The sequence below is a fragment of the Sediminicoccus sp. BL-A-41-H5 genome, assembly GCF_050632405.1.
GTDB lineage: Bacteria > Pseudomonadota > Alphaproteobacteria > Acetobacterales > Acetobacteraceae > Roseococcus.
The window spans coordinates 4,225,870-4,241,738 of sequence record NZ_CP192601.1; the positions used below are offsets into that span (position 1 = coordinate 4,225,870).

19 protein-coding genes are annotated in these 15,869 nt (G+C 71.3%); 13 read left to right on the forward strand and 6 right to left on the reverse strand.

Annotated elements, in window-relative coordinates; all coding sequences use genetic code 11:
• Position 1 precedes the first annotated feature (1 nt).
• From ACQ860_RS20710 to ACQ860_RS20745, 8 genes are all read left to right on the forward strand, one after another.
• Entirely contained in the window at positions 2 to 670 is a 669-nt protein-coding gene (locus ACQ860_RS20710; protein ID WP_431305217.1) for an LON peptidase substrate-binding domain-containing protein, read from the forward strand.
• A gap of 8 nt (positions 671 to 678) precedes the next feature.
• Positions 679 to 873, forward strand: coding sequence for a Trm112 family protein (locus tag ACQ860_RS20715; RefSeq protein ID WP_431305218.1), 195 nt, complete (start codon positions 679 to 681; stop codon positions 871 to 873).
• Between the two features lie 27 nt (positions 874 to 900).
• Complete coding sequence (locus ACQ860_RS20720; protein WP_431305219.1) at positions 901 to 1,302, forward strand: gamma-butyrobetaine hydroxylase-like domain-containing protein; 402 nt, start codon at positions 901 to 903, stop codon at positions 1,300 to 1,302.
• Positions 1,303 to 1,360: 58 nt separating this feature from the next.
• Positions 1,361 to 2,050 carry a glutathione S-transferase family protein gene (locus ACQ860_RS20725; RefSeq protein WP_431305220.1) on the forward strand — a complete coding sequence of 230 codons (690 nt, stop codon included), beginning with the start codon at positions 1,361 to 1,363 and terminating at the stop codon, positions 2,048 to 2,050.
• A gap of 61 nt (positions 2,051 to 2,111) precedes the next feature.
• Positions 2,112 to 2,804, forward strand: a complete 693-nt coding sequence (locus ACQ860_RS20730) for a DUF1223 domain-containing protein (RefSeq protein ID WP_431305221.1) — start codon at positions 2,112 to 2,114, stop codon at positions 2,802 to 2,804.
• A 171-nt stretch (positions 2,805 to 2,975) separates the two neighbouring features.
• Positions 2,976 to 4,022: a TauD/TfdA family dioxygenase gene (locus ACQ860_RS20735; protein ID WP_431305222.1), complete on the forward strand. Its 1,047-nt coding sequence runs from the start codon at positions 2,976 to 2,978 to the stop codon at positions 4,020 to 4,022.
• Complete coding sequence (locus ACQ860_RS20740; RefSeq protein ID WP_431305223.1) at positions 4,019 to 4,999, forward strand: Bug family tripartite tricarboxylate transporter substrate binding protein; 981 nt, start codon at positions 4,019 to 4,021, stop codon at positions 4,997 to 4,999. Before ACQ860_RS20735 ends, ACQ860_RS20740 begins: the two co-directional genes overlap by 4 nt.
• A gap of 167 nt (positions 5,000 to 5,166) precedes the next feature.
• Entirely contained in the window at positions 5,167 to 6,141 is a 975-nt protein-coding gene (locus ACQ860_RS20745) for a tripartite tricarboxylate transporter substrate binding protein (protein WP_431305224.1), read from the forward strand.
• 132 nt (positions 6,142 to 6,273) lie between these two features.
• Here ACQ860_RS20745 and ACQ860_RS20750 read toward each other — a convergent pair whose 3' ends face one another.
• Positions 6,274 to 6,606 carry a DUF1491 family protein gene (locus ACQ860_RS20750; protein WP_431305225.1) on the reverse strand — a complete coding sequence of 111 codons (333 nt, stop codon included), beginning with the start codon at positions 6,604 to 6,606 and terminating at the stop codon, positions 6,274 to 6,276.
• An 88-nt stretch (positions 6,607 to 6,694) separates the two neighbouring features.
• On the opposite strand from ACQ860_RS20750, the gene ACQ860_RS20755 reads away from it, so the two are divergent.
• From ACQ860_RS20755 to ACQ860_RS20770, 4 genes are all read left to right on the forward strand, one after another.
• Positions 6,695 to 6,901 (forward strand): hypothetical protein, encoded by a 207-nt coding sequence (locus tag ACQ860_RS20755; protein ID WP_213614969.1) that lies wholly within the window; start codon positions 6,695 to 6,697, stop codon positions 6,899 to 6,901.
• A gap of 88 nt (positions 6,902 to 6,989) precedes the next feature.
• Complete coding sequence (locus ACQ860_RS20760; RefSeq protein WP_431305226.1) at positions 6,990 to 8,048, forward strand: type III polyketide synthase; 1,059 nt, start codon at positions 6,990 to 6,992, stop codon at positions 8,046 to 8,048.
• Positions 8,048 to 8,776 (forward strand): methyltransferase domain-containing protein, encoded by a 729-nt coding sequence (locus tag ACQ860_RS20765; protein WP_431305797.1) that lies wholly within the window; start codon positions 8,048 to 8,050, stop codon positions 8,774 to 8,776. Before ACQ860_RS20760 ends, ACQ860_RS20765 begins: the two co-directional genes overlap by 1 nt.
• Complete coding sequence (locus tag ACQ860_RS20770; protein ID WP_431305227.1) at positions 8,773 to 9,807, forward strand: NAD(P)/FAD-dependent oxidoreductase; 1,035 nt, start codon at positions 8,773 to 8,775, stop codon at positions 9,805 to 9,807. The genes ACQ860_RS20765 and ACQ860_RS20770 overlap by 4 nt, the downstream gene beginning before the upstream one ends.
• Before the next feature lie 104 nt (positions 9,808 to 9,911).
• On the opposite strand, the gene parE is transcribed toward ACQ860_RS20770, so the two are convergent.
• Positions 9,912 to 11,882 carry a DNA topoisomerase IV subunit B gene (gene parE, locus ACQ860_RS20775; protein ID WP_431305228.1) on the reverse strand — a complete coding sequence of 657 codons (1,971 nt, stop codon included), beginning with the start codon at positions 11,880 to 11,882 and terminating at the stop codon, positions 9,912 to 9,914.
• A 150-nt stretch (positions 11,883 to 12,032) separates the two neighbouring features.
• Here parE and ACQ860_RS20780 point away from each other — a divergent pair, with 150 nt between their 5' ends.
• The gene (locus ACQ860_RS20780) at positions 12,033 to 12,737 is read left to right on the forward strand and encodes a Crp/Fnr family transcriptional regulator (protein WP_431305229.1); all 705 of its coding nucleotides are present in this window, start codon (positions 12,033 to 12,035) and stop codon (positions 12,735 to 12,737) included.
• Here ACQ860_RS20780 and ACQ860_RS20785 read toward each other — a convergent pair.
• From ACQ860_RS20785 to queA, 4 genes are all read right to left on the reverse strand, one after another.
• Complete coding sequence (locus tag ACQ860_RS20785) at positions 12,734 to 13,123, reverse strand: hypothetical protein (protein WP_431305230.1); 390 nt, start codon at positions 13,121 to 13,123, stop codon at positions 12,734 to 12,736. The genes ACQ860_RS20780 and ACQ860_RS20785 overlap by 4 nt on opposite strands.
• Before the next feature lie 92 nt (positions 13,124 to 13,215).
• Positions 13,216 to 13,683, reverse strand: a complete 468-nt coding sequence (gene queF / locus ACQ860_RS20790) for a preQ(1) synthase (protein WP_431305231.1) — start codon at positions 13,681 to 13,683, stop codon at positions 13,216 to 13,218.
• Positions 13,680 to 14,798, reverse strand: coding sequence for a tRNA guanosine(34) transglycosylase Tgt (tgt, locus tag ACQ860_RS20795; RefSeq protein WP_431305232.1), 1,119 nt, complete (start codon positions 14,796 to 14,798; stop codon positions 13,680 to 13,682). The genes queF and tgt overlap by 4 nt, the downstream gene beginning before the upstream one ends.
• Positions 14,795 to 15,847 carry a tRNA preQ1(34) S-adenosylmethionine ribosyltransferase-isomerase QueA gene (queA, locus tag ACQ860_RS20800; RefSeq protein WP_431305233.1) on the reverse strand — a complete coding sequence of 351 codons (1,053 nt, stop codon included), beginning with the start codon at positions 15,845 to 15,847 and terminating at the stop codon, positions 14,795 to 14,797. The genes tgt and queA overlap by 4 nt, the downstream gene beginning before the upstream one ends.
• Between the last annotated feature and the right edge of the window lie 22 nt (positions 15,848 to 15,869).

Genomic DNA, 15,869 nt, shown 5'->3' on the forward strand with positions numbered 1-15,869 from the left:
CATGCAGGACCCCTTCCAGCCCGGCCCGGAACAGCTTCCGGCCGAGATCGCCATCTTCCCGCTCGGCGGCGCACTGCTGCTGCCGGGCGGCAAGCTGCCGCTCAACATCTTCGAGCCGCGGTATTTGGCGATGACGCTGGACAGCCTGGCCGAGGGGCGGATGTTCGGCATGATCCAGGGCGACCCCTCGCAGCCGCGCGGCGAGCGCGGTTCCAGCATCTACCAGGTGGGCTGCCTGGGGCGCCTCTCCTCCTTCGCGGAGACGGAGGATGGGCGTTTGCTCATCACGCTGACGGGCGTCACCCGCTTCCGCGTGGTGGAGGAGATCGCCATGCGCCGCGGCTATCGCCGCGTCCGGGCCGACTACACGCCCTACACCGAGGATTTCGACCCGCCCGCGCCCGAGGATGTGCCGCGCGAGGCGATCCTGGAGGCGCTGCGCCCGTATTTCGCGGCCAAGGGCATCGAGGCCAATTGGGACGCCATCACCGAGATGGCCGGCCCCGCGCTGGTGACGACGCTCGCCATGGTCTGCCCCTTCGACGTGGTGGAAAAGCAGGCGCTGCTGGAGGCGCCGACCTTGGCGCATCGCGCGACCAGCCTCGTCGCCCTGCTGCGCATGGCCGCGCATGGCGGTGGGGAGCTTCCGCCCGGGGGGCGGCCGAGCTAAAAAACGTCATGACAGAAGCACCAAACCCGCCCGCCGCCCTGGACCCGCAATTGCTGGAGATCCTGGTCTGCCCGGTGACCAAGCAGCCGCTGCGCTATGACCGCGAAAAGGGTGAGCTGGTCAGCGAGGCCGCGGGCCTCGCCTATCCGGTGCGCGACGGCATCCCTATCATGCTGCCGGATCAGGCGCGCAAGCTGGATTGACGGAAACATGCGCCGGCGATTCACGCCATGACTGAAGCGCGTCATGGCGACCGCAGCGGGCCGGCCCTGGCCGTCACCGAGCTGCGCTACCGCTCGGCCGAGAAGACCCTCGACATCGCCTTCGACGATGGCAGCCGCTTCGCCCTGCCGGCGGAGTATCTGCGCGTCGAGTCGCCCTCGGCCGAGGTGCAGGGGCATGGGCCGGGGCAGAAGGTGATCGTCGCCGGGCGGCGGCATGTGGGCATCATGCGGATCGAGCCGGTGGGCCATTACGCCGTGCGCATCGCCTTCGACGATCTGCATGACAGCGGCATCTACTCCTGGGAGGTGCTGCACCGGCTCGGCCGCGAATACGCCGAGCGCTGGGCCGAGTATGAACGCGCGCTGGCGCTGAAGGGCCTGAGCCGGGAACCGGCGCGGCGCGCCTGACGGGTTTCCATCGCGCGCAAATCCGCCCAGGCTGGCCGCCGCACAGGAGGCACGCCGCATGACCCGCCAGCTCTTCGAACTCACCGGCACCGATCCCGCCCGCCGCTTCAGCCCCTTTTGCTGGCGCAGCCGCATGGCCCTCGCGCACAAGGGGCTGGAGGCCGAGATCATCCCCTGGCGCTTCACCGAGAATGAACGCCTCGTCGCGCATGGCGGCAAGACCGTGCCGATCCTGCTCGATGGCGATGCCACGCTGACCGACAGCTGGGACATCGCCCTGCACCTCGAGCGCGCCTATCCGGATGCGCCCGCGCTCTTCCAGGGGGCGCCCGAGACCTACCGCTTCATCGCCGCCTGGACCGACACGGTGCTGAGCGCGGGCGTGGCGCGCCTCATCGTCTCGGACATCGTGGCGCTGCTGGGGCCGAAGGAGGCCGCCTATTTCACCGAGAGCCGGGAGAAGCGCTTCGGCATGCCGCTCGCGCAGGTGACGGCGGGGCGGGAGGCGCGGCTGCCCGAGTTCCGCGCCTCGCTCGGCCCGCTCCGGCGCACGCTCACGCAGCAGCCCTTCCTGGGGGGCGCCGCGCCCGACTATGCCGACTACATCGTCTTCGGCAGCTTCATGTGGGCGCGGATCGTGAGCCCGCTGGCGCTGCTGGCGCCCGATGACGTGGTCTTCGCCTGGCGCGAGCGGCTTCTCGACCTGCATGGCGGGCTCGCGCGCGCCGTGCCGGCGATGGAGGCCTGAGCTAACCGGCGGCGGCGCTCCGGCGAAGGGTATGCAGCGCCCTTCGCTGGAGAATGCCCTGATGCAACGCCGCCTCCTCCTCGCCGGCCTGCCGGCCGCCACGATCCTGCGAAGCCGCGCCGCCCGCGCCCGTTCGCATCCTGTGGTGGCGGAGCTCTTCACCTCGCAATCCTGCAACTCCTGCCCGCCGGCCGATGCGCTGCTGATCGAGCTGATCCGCGACCGGCCTGAGGTGCTGGCGCTCTCCTTCCACGTCACCTGTTGGGATCGCCTCGGCTGGAAGGACCGCTTCTCGCTCCGCGCCGCGACCGAGCGGCAGCGGCGCTATGCGGCCCAGCTGCGCGAGGGGCGCTATCCCGGGCAGGTCTATACGCCGCAGATGGTGATCCAGGGCCGGCGGGACGCCGTGGGCTCCGAGCGTGCGGCGGTGCTGGCGGAATTGCGCGCCGCCCCCGCCGCTTCGGGCGTGGATGTCGCGCTGGAGGCGAATACGGGCGAGGCGATGGTGGAGATCGGCCCCGGTGGCGCCACCGCCTGGCTGGTCGGCTTCGACCCGCGGCACGAGACGGAGATCCGCAGCGGCGAGAATGGCGGGCGGCGGCTGGCCCATGGGAATGTCGTGCGGAGCATCACCTGGCTGCCGCTCACCCAGGCCGGCCGGATGCGCCAGAGCATGCCCCGTGGCGCGGGCGAGCGCGTAGCCGTGCTGGTGCAGGGGGCCGATGGCGGCATGCTGGCCGCTGCCTCAGCCTGAGGCCGCGCGCCAGATCCGTGCCAAGGCCCGCCGCCCCCGTCACGACCCCCAGCCCCGGGAGCCTGTCGCCCGGGGAGGCAAGGCCCGTGGCATCGGCCGCCATCGGATTTGGCTGGACAGGTCCGGACAATCGGCGAAAGCTTCCCTTCAACAAGGACAGGGGAGGACATGATGGAGTATCCGAAGGCGCCGATCGGGGGCCCGGCCGCCTGGCTGGGCGCGGACATGGCACGGCGCACCGACTGGGTGGAGACCCTTGCCCCGGCCGAGCTGATCGAGATTGATGCCGCGGTGGCGGAACATCTGAAGTCCGGCCGCGCCATGGGCGAGATCACGCCCCAGACCTTCCGCCTGCCCATTCTCGCGCCGCGCCTCGCGCGCATCCTGCACGACATCCAGCACGGGCGCGGCTTCGTGCTGCTGCGCGGCTTCGATGTGGCGGGCCGTGACATCGAGGAAAGCGCCATCGCCTATCTGGGCATCGGCGCGCATCTCGGCGGCTTCCGGTCGCAGAACGCCAAGGGGCATCTGCTGGGCCATGTGAAGGATCTCGGCCTCGATATCCAGAACCCCAAGGTCCGCTACTACCAGACCAACAAGGAATTGGAATTCCATACGGATTCCTGTGACATCGTGGGGTTGATCTGCCTGAAGACGGCGAAATCCGGCGGTGGCTCCAGGATCGTCTCCTCGGTCGCCATTCATGACCGGATGATGCGCGAGACGCCCGATCTGTGGCGCGCGCTGTTCAATCCGATGCCGACCGACCGCCGCGGTGAAATTCCGCCGGGCATGCTGCCCTGGTTCGAAATCCCGGTGTTCAACTGGTTCCAGGGCGAGCTGAGCACCATCTATTCGGGACAGTATATCCGCTCCGCCCAGGCGAATTTCCCCGAGGCGCGGCGCCTGACGGCCGATGAGCGTGCCGCGATCGACCGGCTGGATGAACTGGCGGCCGAAATGTCGGTCGAGATGGAATTCCGCCCGGGCGACATGCAGTTCATCCACAACCACCAGATCCTGCACAGCCGCACCGATTTCGAGGATTGGCCTGAGCCCGAGAAGCGCCGCCACCTGCTGCGCCTCTGGCTGGCGCCGCGCGAGGCGCGGGTGCTGCCGCCCGTCTATGCGCAGCGCTACGGCGACATCACCGTGGGCAGCCGCGGCGGCATCGTCGTGAAGGACACGGTGCTGCGCTTCACGCTGGAACCCGCATGATCGGGCGGCGTTCCTTCCTCGCCGTCCCTCTGGCCGCGCCCGCCCTGGCGCAGGCCCAATCGGGCACGCCGTCCTGGGTGCCGCAGCGGCCGATCCGAATGATCGTCCCCTTCGCGCCCGCCGGCATCCTGGACCAGCTGGCGCGGCTGCTGGCCGAGCCCATGGGCCAGCGCCTGGGCCAGCCTATCATCGTGGAGAACCGGCCGGGCGCCGGGGGCAATGTCGGGACCGCCATGGCGGCCCGCGCGCGCGGCGATGCGCATGTGATCCTGGTGGGCAGCACGGGGCCGCTGGCCGTCTCGCCCATCACCGAGGCGCAGCTGGGCTATGATCCGCTGACGGACCTCATCCCCATCACCCTGCTGAATGCGACGCCGCTTGTGCTGGTGGTGCGTCAGGCCTCGCCGCACCGGGATGCGGCGGGGCTGGTCACGGCCCTGAAGCGCGAAGGCAGGGAGGTTCTGTATCCCACGCCGGGCGTCGGCTCGCCGCAATTGCTGGCGCAGGAGGCCTTCCGCCAGGCGGCGGGCTTCCCGGCCGCACCCGTGCATTACCAGGGCAGCGCGCCCGCCGTGCTGGCGGTGATCGCGGGCGAATTTCCCTTCACCATCGAGAACCTCGTCCTCGTCGCGCCCCATGTGCAGGCGGGCAGCTTGCGCGCGCTGGGGGTGACGAGCCTCACCCGCGCGCCCCTGATGCCCGATGTGCCGACGCTCGCCGAACAGGGCTTCGCCGGCTTTTCGGCCGGCGGCTGGTACGGGCTGCTGACGCCCGCCGGCGTGCCGGAAGAGGCGATCCGCGCCTATCACCTGGCCGCGACCGCAGCCCTGGCGGAGCCCATGGTGACGCGCCGGATCTCGGAGATGGGCGCGCCGCCCATCGGATCCTCGCCCTTGGAGTTCCGTGCCCATATCCAGGCCGAGATGGAGCGCTGGCGGGGTGTGATGGCGCGGGCGGCGGCGCCGGTCGCGCGGTAGAAGGCAAGGGCTCTGCCCTTGACCCGCCAGGGAGCAGGGCTCCCTGGACCCCTTTCTTGGCTCGGGGCGGGGTTTTTGCGGCTGAGGGGAGTGGCGCGGAACCGAGCCTCTGGCTGGCGTGCGGCGCGAGCTTTGCGGTAGAAGCCGGAAAACCTGGAGGAAACCGCATGATCACCCGCCGCGCGCTGGGCGCCTTGCCCTTGCTGGCCGCCCCCTTGGCCGCGCCCGCCATCGCGCAACCCGCCTGGCCCAATGGGCCGGTGCGCATCGTGGCGCCCTTCCCGCCGGGCGGCAGCGTGGACACCGTCTCGCGCCTTTTGCAGCCCCATCTCTCGGCCGAACTGGGCGTGCCGGTGGTGGTCGAGAATCGTGGCGGCGCCTCGGGCTCGCTCGGCACGGCGCAGGTGGCGCGGGCCGCGCCGGATGGGCAGACCTTCGTGCTGGTCTTCGACACGCATGCGACGAACCCGACGCTGATCCCCAACATGGGCTTCGACACGCGGCGGGACCTGGCGCCGGTGCTGCTGATCGGCACCGCGCCCAACATGCTGCTCGTCCATCGCAGCCGGCCCTGGCAGAACATGGCGGAGCTGATCGCCGCCGCCCGCGCGCGGCCGGATGCCATCAGCTACGGCACGATCGGCAATGGCTCGCTCGCGCATCTCGGCATGGTGCTGCTGCAGCGCGCGGCGAACATCCAGCTGACCCATGTGCCCTATCGCGGCGGTGGCCCGCTCGCGACGTCGGCCATGGCGGGCGAGACGGATCTGGCGGCGGCGACGGGGACGATCTTCGTCGAGCATCTGCGCCAGGGCGTGCTGCGGCCGCTGGCCGTGCTGGGCCCGCGCCGCCGCCAGGGGCTGCCGGACGTGCCGACCATGGCCGAGGCCGGGCTGCCGGGGGTGGAGGCGGAGGCTTTCTGGGGCATCCTCGCGCCGGCTGGAACGCCGCCCGCGGTCCGCGCCCGCATGGAGGCCGCCGCCCGCCGCGCGACCGAGGTGCCGGAGGTGCGCGAGCGGCTGGTGAACATCATGGGGATCGAACTGCGGAACGAGGGCGGGGCCGCGTTTGGCGCCTTCCTCGACCGGCAGATCGAGATCTGGGGGCGGGTGATCCGGGAGAACGACATCCGGCCCGATTGAGGGCGCGAACACCGCTCCCAAACCCATCCGGCCGCATGGCGGCCGGCGCCGCCCAACCGGGCGCATGCCCCAGCGCACCCGTGGCGCGGCGAAGCCAGGCGGCCGGAGGCCGCGCCCAGCGCCTGAGGGCGGCTAAATCATCCTCGCCTCGAAGGGCGGGAGGTAGTCCGGCGCCTCGAACTCGATCACCCAGAGGTCGGGGTCGCGCTTCACCTGGCGCTCCACATAGGCATCCGCCACCTCGGCGGGCACCGGGCCCGCACCGGTGCCGCGCACCCAGGCTGGGCGGCTTTCGCTGTCGCGCGCCTGGGCCAGCACCACCTGGCCCTCGCGCCCGTTCAGCACGCAGAGCAGGCCGCCCGAATCCGGATCGCCCCGCCGCAGCACCGCCGCCGGGCGGCCCGCCATGTCCGACATCCGGACCGCCATCGCGACCCAGATATGCGCCTTCACCTTCGCATCCATGGGCGTTGCGTTACGCGCTGGCGGTCCCTTGCCGCAAGCCCCGCGCCTGGGCACATAGGGGTGAAGAGTTTTCTCCCGGAGCGGAACCATGGACGCGAAGCAGCTCACCGAAGGCCAGCGGGCCTATGAGGCGAAGCGGGCCGCCAAGGCCGGCATGACGCTGGAGGCCTGGCTGCGCGAGAAGGAGAAGCGCGCCAAGGCCGAGGCCGAGGCGGCGAAGGTGGCCGCGCCCGAGCCGCCGAAGAAGCCCGGCTTTTTCACGCGCCTGCTGGAGCGCGCGCAGAAGCCGCTCTGACGCGCCACAAAGGCGCAGCCGAGGCTGCAACCACGGGCCGCGCGGAACGCTGAACAGGGGCAACCGCCCCGGAGCGCCGCCGCCCGCGATGAGCCTGCCGCACATCAACCGCATCGCCACCGCGGTGCCGCCGCATGAGGTGCATGGCGCCTTCCGCGCCTTCGCGGGGCATCAGCTGGATGAGGCGCGGCTCATCCAGATCTTCGCGCGGCTGGCCGAGAAGTCGCAGATCCAGGGCCGGCGCTCGGTGCTGGAGCCCTTGCAGGATGGCACCGGCACCGCCTGCGGCTTCTACCGGCTCGATCATTTCCCCGGCACCGGCGAGCGCATGGCGCGCTACGAGGCGGAGGCGCCGGCGCTCGCCGAACGCGCCTGCGTGGCGTTGGGGCTGGAGGTGGAGGGCGCCTCCGTGACGCACCTCATCCTCGCCACCTGCACGGGCTTCGCCGCACCCGGCCTCGATCACTGGCTGATCCGCCGCTTCGGCCTGCCGGGCCATGTGGAACGCAGCATCCTGGGCTTCATGGGCTGCCAGGCGGCGATCAATGCGCTGAAGGTCGCCTGGCACATCGCGCGCGGGGATGCGCGGGCGCGGGTGCTGGTGGTGAATCTCGAGCTGTGCAGCCTGCACATGCAGCCGGCGCGGGATGTCGAGGCGCTGATGTGCGCGCTGCTCTTCGGCGATGGCTGCTCCGCCGCGCTGGTGAGCCAGGAGCCCGAAGGCCTGCGCATGGAGGGCTTCCACGCGGCGCTGGTGCCGGAAGCCGCGGGGCACATCACCTGGCGCATCGGCGACAGCGGCTTCGACATGACGCTCTCGGGCCTCGTGCCCCTCACGCTGGCGCGCGCGCTGCCCGATGAGGCCGAGGCGATCCTGGCCGGCATGCCGGTGGGCGACGTCGCGCATTGGGCGGTGCATCCGGGCGGGCGTTCGGTGCTGGATGCGGTGGCGCATGGGCTGGAACTGCCGCCGCGCGCGCTGGATGTGAGCCGCGCCGTTCTGCGCGACTTCGGCAACATGTCCTCGGCCACCGTGATGTTCGTGCTGCAGCGGATGATGCGCGGCATGGCGCCGGGAGCACGCGGTTGCGCGCTGGCCTTCGGCCCGGGGCTCTCGGCCGAGACCATGCGCTTCACGGCCGCGTGATGCTGCGCCAGCGCTCCGAAGCGGCGGAGTGGATGGATGCGCCGGGGGCACCGGGCTTCGACGCGGCACTGCATGGCCTCGCGCGCATCAACCGGATCAGCTTCGCGGCGGCGCCCGTGCTGGCGTTCCTGGAGCGTGTCGCGCGGCGGCATCCGGGCCCGCTTTCCATTCTCGATGTGGGCGCGGGCGGCGGCGACATGCTGGCGCGCATCGCGCGATGGGCGGCGCGGCGCGGTGTCACGGTGCAACTCACCGGGCTCGACCAGAGCCCACAGGCCGCCGTGCATGCCCTTGCGCGGGGCGTGCCGGCCCGCTGGATCACGGCCGATCTCTTCGCGCATGAGGAGACGCATGACGTGGTGATCTGCAGCCTCTTCGCGCATCACCTGCGCGATGCCGAACTGGAGCGTTTCCTGCGCTGGATCGCGGCGCGGGCGCGGCTGGGTTGGCTCATTTCCGACCTGCACCGGCACTGGCTGCCCTGGGGCGTGGTCTGGTGGGGCGTGCGGCTGCTGCGCATGCCGCCCATGGTGGTGCATGACGGCCCGATCTCCGTCGCGCGCGGCTTCACGCGGGCCGATTGGCGCAGGCTGCTGGACCAGGCGGGCGTGGCCGCCGAGATCCGCTGGGCCTTCCCCTTCCGCTGGCAGGTGGGGCGCATCGCGCATGATGCGGCGAGGCGACATCGGCGAGGCGCTGGATCATCCTCGCCACGTGATTCCGCATGAGGGAAGTGGCCGTCATCGGGGCTGGTCCCGCCGGCTGCGCCGCCGCCATCACGCTCGCCCGCGCCGGGCGGGATGTGGTGCTGCTGGAGCGCCACGCGGAGCCGCGCGAGACAGTCTGCGGCGAGTTCCTGGGCGCGGATGCGGCTGCACTCTTGTCCGGCCTCGGCGTCGAGCTGGCCGATCTGGGGGCGGTGCCGATCAGCGGCGTGCGCGTGGGCATCGGCGCGCGCGAGGCGGCGGCCGACCTGCCCTTCGCGGCGCATGGGCTTTCGCGCCTGCGCCTGGACGGCGCGCTGCGCGAGGCGGCGCGGGCGGCGGGCGTGCCGCTCGTGACCGGCGTCACCATCCAGGGCGCGCGCCCGCGGGGCGAGGGCTGGACCATCGAGGGCGTGCCGGGGCTCAGGGCGCGGCATGTGGTGCTGGCCACCGGCAAGCATGCGCTGCGCGGCCATCCGCGCGCGGCGCCGATCGGCGCGGTCGGGATCAAGCTGCATCTGGAAGGGCTCGACCTGCCGCCCGAGGTGGCGCTGCTGCGCTTTGCGGGCGGCTATGCCGGCCTCCAGCCCGGGCCGGAGGGGCGGGCCAATCTCTGCGCCGCGCTGGTGGGCTCCATCCCGCGCGATGCGGCCACGATGATCGCGCGCATCGCGGCGGGCTCGGACCTTGCCGCCCGGCTGCTGAGCGGGGCGCGGCCGGCCTGGCTGCGCCCGCTCGCCGTGGCGGGTGTGCCCTATGGCTTCGCGCAGAAGGGCGGCGCGCCTTGTGTCTATCGCGCCGGGGACCAGGTCTCGGTCATTCCGAGCTTCCTGGGCGATGGCATGGCGATGGCGCTCGCTTCCGGCGAGGCGGCGGCGCGGGCGATCATGGCGGGGGAGGGCGCGGCGGCATGGCACGACGCCTGGGCGCGGCGCACGGCGCGGCAGATGCGCGTGGCGGGCGCCGGCGCCTGGCTGATGCGCGCGGCGCCGGGCGTCTTCCTGCGGGTGGTGGCGAATTCCTGGGCCGCGCGGCTCACGCGGCTCCGCGCCTGATCGTCCTTGGCGGCATCGCCAAGGGCGTGAATCAGCCGCTCGGCTTGGGCGCCTGATCGTCCTTGGCGGCATCGCCAAGGGCGTGAATCAGTCGCGCGGAGCCTTCAGGCGTCCACCGCCTCCTCATCCAGGCTCGCGGCATTGTCCTGGATGAACTTGAAGCGCAGCTCGGGCTTGCGGCCCATCAGCGCCTCCATGAGTTCGGCCGTCTTCGCGCGCTCCTCGGGCGGCAGCACCACCTTGAGCAGGACACGGTTCTTGGCGCCCATGGTGGTCTCCTTCAGCACCTGGGCGGGCATCTCGCCCAGGCCCTTGAAGCGGCTGACCTCAACCTTCTGGTTGGCCTTGAAATGCTTCTTCAGCTGGCGCTCGCGGTCTCGGTCATCCATCGCATAGACGCTCCTGCCCCCGGCCTGGAGCCGGAAGAGCGGCGGCTGCGCGAGATACAGGCGGCCCTGGCGCACCAGCTCCGGCGTCTCCTTGTAGAAGAAGGTCATCAGCAGCGCCGCGATATGCGCGCCATCCACATCGGCGTCGGTCATGATGATGACGCGGCCATAGCGCAGGCGATTGATGTCGAATTTCTCGCCGACGCCGCAGCCCAGCGCCTCGATCAGATCCTTCAGCTCCTGGTTGCCGCGCAGCTTCTCGGCGCTCGCGCTGGCGACGTTCAGGATCTTGCCGCGCAGGGGCAGCACGGCCTGGGTCTCGCGGTCGCGCGCCTGCTTGGCGGAGCCGCCGGCGCTGTCGCCTTCCACGAGGAAGATCTCGGTGCCCTCCGGCGTCTCGCGCGAGCAGTCGGTGAGCTTGCCGGGCAGGCGCAGCTTGCGCGTGGCACTCTTGCGCGGCGTCTCCTTCTCGGCGCGGCGGCGCAGGCGTTCCTCCGCGCGCTCGATGGCGAAGGCGAGGAGGTTGTCGGCACTCGCGGGGTCGGCCGCCAGCCAATGGTCGAAGCGGTCGCGCAGCGCGTTCTCGGTCAGGCGCTGGGCGTCGGCATTGGTCAGCTTGTCCTTGGTCTGCCCCTGGAAATGCGGGTCGCGGATGAAGACGCTGAGCATGCCGGCGAGGCCCGTCAGCAAATCCTCCGCCGTGATGCTGGCCGCGCGCTTCTCCTTCTTCATCTCGCCATAGGCGCGCAGGCCCTTCAGCAGGGCGGCGCGCAGCCCCGCCTCATGCGTGCCGCCCTGGGGCGTGGGGATGGTGTTGGCGTAGGTCGAGAGGAAGCCATCGCCCTGTTCGAGCCAGGTGATGGCGTATTCGCAGCGGCCCGCGCCATCCGGGAATTCGGCCGTGTCGGCGAAGGGGGTGGGGACGACGGCGCTGCGGCCCTCGATCGCGGTCGCCAGGAAGTCCGACAGGCCGCCCGGGAAATGCAGCACGGATTCCGCGGGCGTCTCGCCCGTGATCAGCGTGGGGTCGCATTTCCAGCGGATCTCGACGCCGCGATAGAGATAGGCCTTGGAGCGGCAGAGGCGGAACAGCCGCTCCGCCTTGAACATCAGCCCGCCGAAGATCTCGGGGTCGGGCTTGAAGCGGATCATGGTGCCGCGGCGGTTGCGGACCTCGCCCTCGCGCTTGAGCTTGCTGGTGGGCTTGCCGCGCGCATAGGTCTGGCGGAACAGCTCACCGCCGCGCGCGACCTCGACCTCCAGCCCCTCGGCCAGCGCGTTCACGACCGAACTGCCCACGCCATGCAGGCCGCCCGAGGTCTCGTAGGATTTGCCCGAGAATTTTCCCCCGGAGTGCAACGTGGTCAGGATGACTTCCAGGGCGGACAGCTTCGGGAATTTCGGGTGCGGGTCCACCGGGATGCCGCGCCCATTGTCGCGCACCGAGATCCAGTTGCCCGTCTCCAGCACCACCTCGATGCGGTCGGCATGGCCGGCCACCGCCTCGTCCATGGCGTTGTCGATGATCTCGGCCGCCAGGTGGTGCAGCGCGTTCTCGTCCGTGCCGCCGATATACATGCCGGGCCGGCGCCGGACGGGCTCCAGCCCCTCCAGAACCTCGATGTCGGCGGCATTGTAGCTGGAGGCGGCGGCTTTCCCGCCACGCCCCGCGAAGAGGTCGTTCATGATGTGTTCGCTGTCCCTGAAGCCGGACCATACAGGGGCGGCGGAGTCCCGCGCAACCGTGGGCGCGGCCTGATCCATCACGTCGCACGCGACGCCCCGCCGGCGCCGTGCGAGAGTGCGGCGACGAATCCGTTCGATGAGGGCCGCCGCGTGGATGACCTTGCCCGCTTTCCCTTCTTCCGCCTCTTCGCCGCCGAGGCCCTGGCGACCCTTGGCGCCGCCGCCCGCTGGCAGGATGCCGAGGCAGGGGAGGTCCTTCTGGAGCCGGGTACGGCCGCGCGGGAGGTCTTCTTCATCGCCGAGGGCCAGTTGCGGATCGTCCTGCGCGGCGCCGCGGGGCGCGAGATCATCCTGGGCGAGCTGAACCACGGCGAGTTCTTCGGCGAGGCGGCGGCCCTGGATGGCGGGCCCGCGGCGCTCGGCCTCGTGGCGCTGACGCCGGCGCGGGTCTGCATCGTGCCGGCGGCACCCTTTCTCGAGGCCGCGCTGTCCACGCCCGAGGCCTCGCACCAGGTGATGCGGATGCTGGCGGTGCAGCTGCGCGAGCGGGAGGCGCGGCTGATGGAGCTGATGCTGCTGCCGGTACGGCCCCGGCTGATCGCGCTGCTGTTGCGGATGAGCCGCCCGGCCGGGGGCGGGGCCATGGTGGTGGCGCCCGCCCGCCCGCATCACGAGCTGGCGGCGCGGATCGGCACGCGGCGGGAGGTGGTGACGCGGATCCTGGGCGCGCTCACGCGCGAGGGGCTGGCGGTGCCCGGCCCCGAAGGCCTGGCGCTGCCCCAGCCCCAGCCGCTGATCACCGAGGTGGAGACGAGCTACCGCAAGGCCGCCGGCGGCCAGGCCAACGCCCCCTAGGACAAGGAGCAGACCGGGGCCTGCGGGGCGCCGGTGATGTTCACCGTCGCGCTGCGGACCGGCTGCAGCAGCTGTGTGCAGACCAGGTTCGATGTGGTGCCGCCGGAGCCCGACCGCACCGGCATCGTCACCCGCACGCGGACGGCGATCCCCGGGGCGAAGGACATGCACTGCGGCGCCATCGGGCCGATGATCCTGAGGCCCACGGCCATCGCCCAGTTCTGGCCGGGGGCGAGGGTATCGAAGACCGCCCAGAACTCATCCTGGACCGTGTTCACCACGCAGATCGTGTTCGGGTAGGCCGGCCCCGGGGCGGGCGAGAAGCTGGGCTGCGCCGCGGCCGGCGCGGCGAGGGCGAGGAGGGCCAGGACGCAGAGGTGGCGCATGGGGCTGTTCCTTCGGGGGCGGGGCCAGCTTCGCCGCCCTGCCTGCCGGCGGGCAAGATGCCGGCCGCGATCAGGCCGATCGGCCCGGCCGATCACCCCCGGCCGCGATAGCCCGGCACGTCCTGCGCCGGAATCCATACCCCCTCGGGCGGCGTGCCGGTCTGGTGGAAGACGTCGATCGGGATGCCGCCACGCGGATACCAATAGCCGCCGATCCGCAGCCACACCGGCTCCAGCAGCGTGATCAGGCGCCGCGCGATGTCGAGCGTGCAGGCCTCATGGAAGGCGCCGTGGTTGCGGAAGCTGGCGAGGAAGAGCTTCAGCGACTTGCTCTCCACGATCCAGTCGCGCGGCACATAGTCCAGCACGAGATGCGCGAAGTCCGGCTGGCCCGTCAGCGGGCAGAGCGAGGTGAATTCGGGCGCCGTGAAGCGGATGCAATAGGCCATGTCACGGTGCGGATTGGGCACGCGCTCCAGCACCGCCTCATCGGGGTTGCTGGGCATCGGCGTGTGTGCGCCCAGCATGGTGAGGCCGGCGGTCTCGGTCTTGGCGGTCATTCCTCGCCGTCCTTCGTCCAATCATGTTCGATGAGCGCCGCCTCCGCCTCGAAGCGGCCGGCCAGGATGGCTTCGCGCATGCGGGCCATCAGCGCCTGGTAGTAGTGGATGTTGTGCCAGGAGAGGAGCATCGGCCCCAGCATCTCCTCGCACTTCAACAAGTGGTGGATGTAGGCGCGGCTGTGGTTGCGGCAAGCCGGGCAAGAGCAGTCGGGGTCGAGCGGGCGGTCATCTTCGGCATATCTCGCGTTGCGGAGGTTGAGCTGCCCGCGCGAGGTGTAGGCGCGGCCCATCCGGCCGGAGCGCGTGGGGATCACGCAATCGAACATGTCCACGCCGCGGCGCACGGCACCGAGCAGGTCGGCGGGCTTGCCCACGCCCATCAGGTAGCGCGCATGGGTCGTGGGCAGCATGGGCGTGGTGAAATCGAGGGTGGCGAACATCGCCTCCTGGCCCTCGCCGACCGCGAGGCCGCCGATGGCGTAGCCCTCGAAGCCGATCCCGGTCAGCGCCGCCACGCTCTCGGCGCGCAGATCCTCGAAGGTGCTGCCCTGGACGATGCCGAAGAGGCCATGGCCCGGGCGTTCCACGAAGGCTTTGCGCCCCCGCGCGGCCCAGCGCATGGACAGCCGCATGGAGGAAGCCGCCTGCTCATGCGTGGCCGGGAAGGGCGTGCATTCGTCGAAGGACATGGTGACATCGGCCCCCAGCAGATGCTGGATCTCGATGCTGCGCTCGGGTGTGAGGCGATGCTTCGAGCCGTCCACATGGGATTGGAAGGTGACGCCGTCCTCGTCCATCTTCCGAAGGCCCGCGAGGCTCATCACCTGGAAGCCGCCGGAATCGGTCAGGATCGGGCCGTGCCAGTCCATGAAGCGGTGCAGCCCGCCGAGGCGCGCCACGCGCTCGGCCGTGGGGCGCAGCATCAGGTGATAGGTGTTGCCCAGCACCATGCGCGCGCCGGTGGAGCGCACCGCATCCGCCGTCATCGCCTTCACCGTGCCGGCGGTGCCGACGGGCATGAAGACGGGTGTCGGCACCTCGCCATGGGCGGTGTGCAGCACGCCCGCGCGGGCGCGGCCATCGGTGGCGGCGTGGGTCCAGTGCAGCGTCATGGCGCGCGATACAGCAAGGAGGCGTCTCCGTAGGAGAAGAAGCGATAGCGCTCGCGCACCGCGTGCTCATAGGCGGCCTTCATCCGCGCCTGGCCGGCGAAGGCGGAGACGAGCATGAGCAGCGTGGATTTGGGCAGGTGGAAATTGGTCATGAGCATGTCCGCCGCCCGGAATTCGAAGCCGGGCAGGATGTAGAGGTCGGTGAGGCCCCGGAAGGGCGGGATCGGGCTGCTGCGGTCGGTGATGCCCATGGCCGCCGTCTCCAGCAGGCGCAGCGCGGTGGTGCCGCAGCAGAGGATGCGCCGGCCCTCGGCGCGCGCCGCGTTGATGATGGCGGCCGCTTCGGGCGAGAGCTCGCACCATTCATGGTGCAGCTTGTGCGCGCGCGGGTCGCCGTCGCGCACCGGCAGGAAGGTGCCCGCACCCACATGCAGCGTGACGGTCGCGCGTTGCACGCCGCGGGCTTCGAGGGCGGCCAGGATCGCGGGGGTGAAGTGCAGGCTGGCGGTGGGCGCGGCCACGGCGCCGGGGCGGGCGGCGAAGATGGTCTGGTAGTCGGCGCGGTCCTCGCCGCGCGGGCTCTCGCGGTGGATGTAGGGGGGCAGGGGCATCTCGCCCGCCTGGTCGAGCGCCGCGGCGAGCTTGTCCGGGTCGCTGCCGAAATCGAGGCGGGCGGAACCGCCCTCGAATTTCTCGACGACGCGGGCCGTCAGCTCGCTGCCCTCGATGGTCAGCGTGTCGCCCGGGCGGATGCGGCGCGCGTTGCGGATCAGGGCATGCCAGGTGCCATCCCCCTCGGCGCGGTTCAGCATCACCTCAATGCGCGCCTCGCCGCGCCTGGCATGCAGGCGTGCGGGGATGACCTGGGTGTCGTTCACCACCATCACGTCGCCGGGCTGGAGCAGCCCGGGCAGGTCGCGCACGCCGCGATCCTCCAGCGCGTCCGGGCGCACGACGAGCAGCCGCGCCGCGTCACGCGGGCGGATCGGGCTTTGCGCCACCAGCTCCTCGGGCAGCGCATAGTCGAAATCGGCAGTGGAAAGGGACATAGGCGGGGGCGGTAGCGCGGGC

What these genes read in the sequence shown, in the direction of transcription:
- ACQ860_RS20750 (WP_431305225.1), bottom strand. Translation starts at nt 6,606, where the DNA reads ATGGATGCGAAGGTGAAGGCGCATATCTGGGTCGCGATGGCGGTCCGG.
- ACQ860_RS20730 (WP_431305221.1), top strand. Translation starts at nt 2,112, where the DNA reads ATGCAACGCCGCCTCCTCCTCGCCGGCCTGCCGGCCGCCACGATCCTG.
- ACQ860_RS20720 (WP_431305219.1), top strand. Translation starts at nt 901, where the DNA reads ATGACTGAAGCGCGTCATGGCGACCGCAGCGGGCCGGCCCTGGCCGTC.
- ACQ860_RS20760 (WP_431305226.1), top strand. Translation starts at nt 6,990, where the DNA reads ATGAGCCTGCCGCACATCAACCGCATCGCCACCGCGGTGCCGCCGCAT.
- ACQ860_RS20745 (WP_431305224.1), top strand. Translation starts at nt 5,167, where the DNA reads ATGATCACCCGCCGCGCGCTGGGCGCCTTGCCCTTGCTGGCCGCCCCC.
- ACQ860_RS20740 (WP_431305223.1), top strand. Translation starts at nt 4,019, where the DNA reads ATGATCGGGCGGCGTTCCTTCCTCGCCGTCCCTCTGGCCGCGCCCGCC.
- ACQ860_RS20785 (WP_431305230.1), bottom strand. Translation starts at nt 13,123, where the DNA reads ATGCGCCACCTCTGCGTCCTGGCCCTCCTCGCCCTCGCCGCGCCGGCC.
- ACQ860_RS20765 (WP_431305797.1), top strand. Translation starts at nt 8,048, where the DNA reads ATGCTGCGCCAGCGCTCCGAAGCGGCGGAGTGGATGGATGCGCCGGGG.
- ACQ860_RS20715 (WP_431305218.1), top strand. Translation starts at nt 679, where the DNA reads ATGACAGAAGCACCAAACCCGCCCGCCGCCCTGGACCCGCAATTGCTG.
- ACQ860_RS20755 (WP_213614969.1), top strand. Translation starts at nt 6,695, where the DNA reads ATGGACGCGAAGCAGCTCACCGAAGGCCAGCGGGCCTATGAGGCGAAG.
- queA (WP_431305233.1), bottom strand. Translation starts at nt 15,847, where the DNA reads ATGTCCCTTTCCACTGCCGATTTCGACTATGCGCTGCCCGAGGAGCTG.
- ACQ860_RS20735 (WP_431305222.1), top strand. Translation starts at nt 2,976, where the DNA reads ATGGAGTATCCGAAGGCGCCGATCGGGGGCCCGGCCGCCTGGCTGGGC.
- ACQ860_RS20725 (WP_431305220.1), top strand. Translation starts at nt 1,361, where the DNA reads ATGACCCGCCAGCTCTTCGAACTCACCGGCACCGATCCCGCCCGCCGC.
- queF (WP_431305231.1), bottom strand. Translation starts at nt 13,683, where the DNA reads ATGACCGCCAAGACCGAGACCGCCGGCCTCACCATGCTGGGCGCACAC.
- ACQ860_RS20770 (WP_431305227.1), top strand. Translation starts at nt 8,773, where the DNA reads ATGAGGGAAGTGGCCGTCATCGGGGCTGGTCCCGCCGGCTGCGCCGCC.
- tgt (WP_431305232.1), bottom strand. Translation starts at nt 14,798, where the DNA reads ATGACGCTGCACTGGACCCACGCCGCCACCGATGGCCGCGCCCGCGCG.
- parE (WP_431305228.1), bottom strand. Translation starts at nt 11,882, where the DNA reads ATGAACGACCTCTTCGCGGGGCGTGGCGGGAAAGCCGCCGCCTCCAGC.
- ACQ860_RS20710 (WP_431305217.1), top strand. Translation starts at nt 2, where the DNA reads ATGCAGGACCCCTTCCAGCCCGGCCCGGAACAGCTTCCGGCCGAGATC.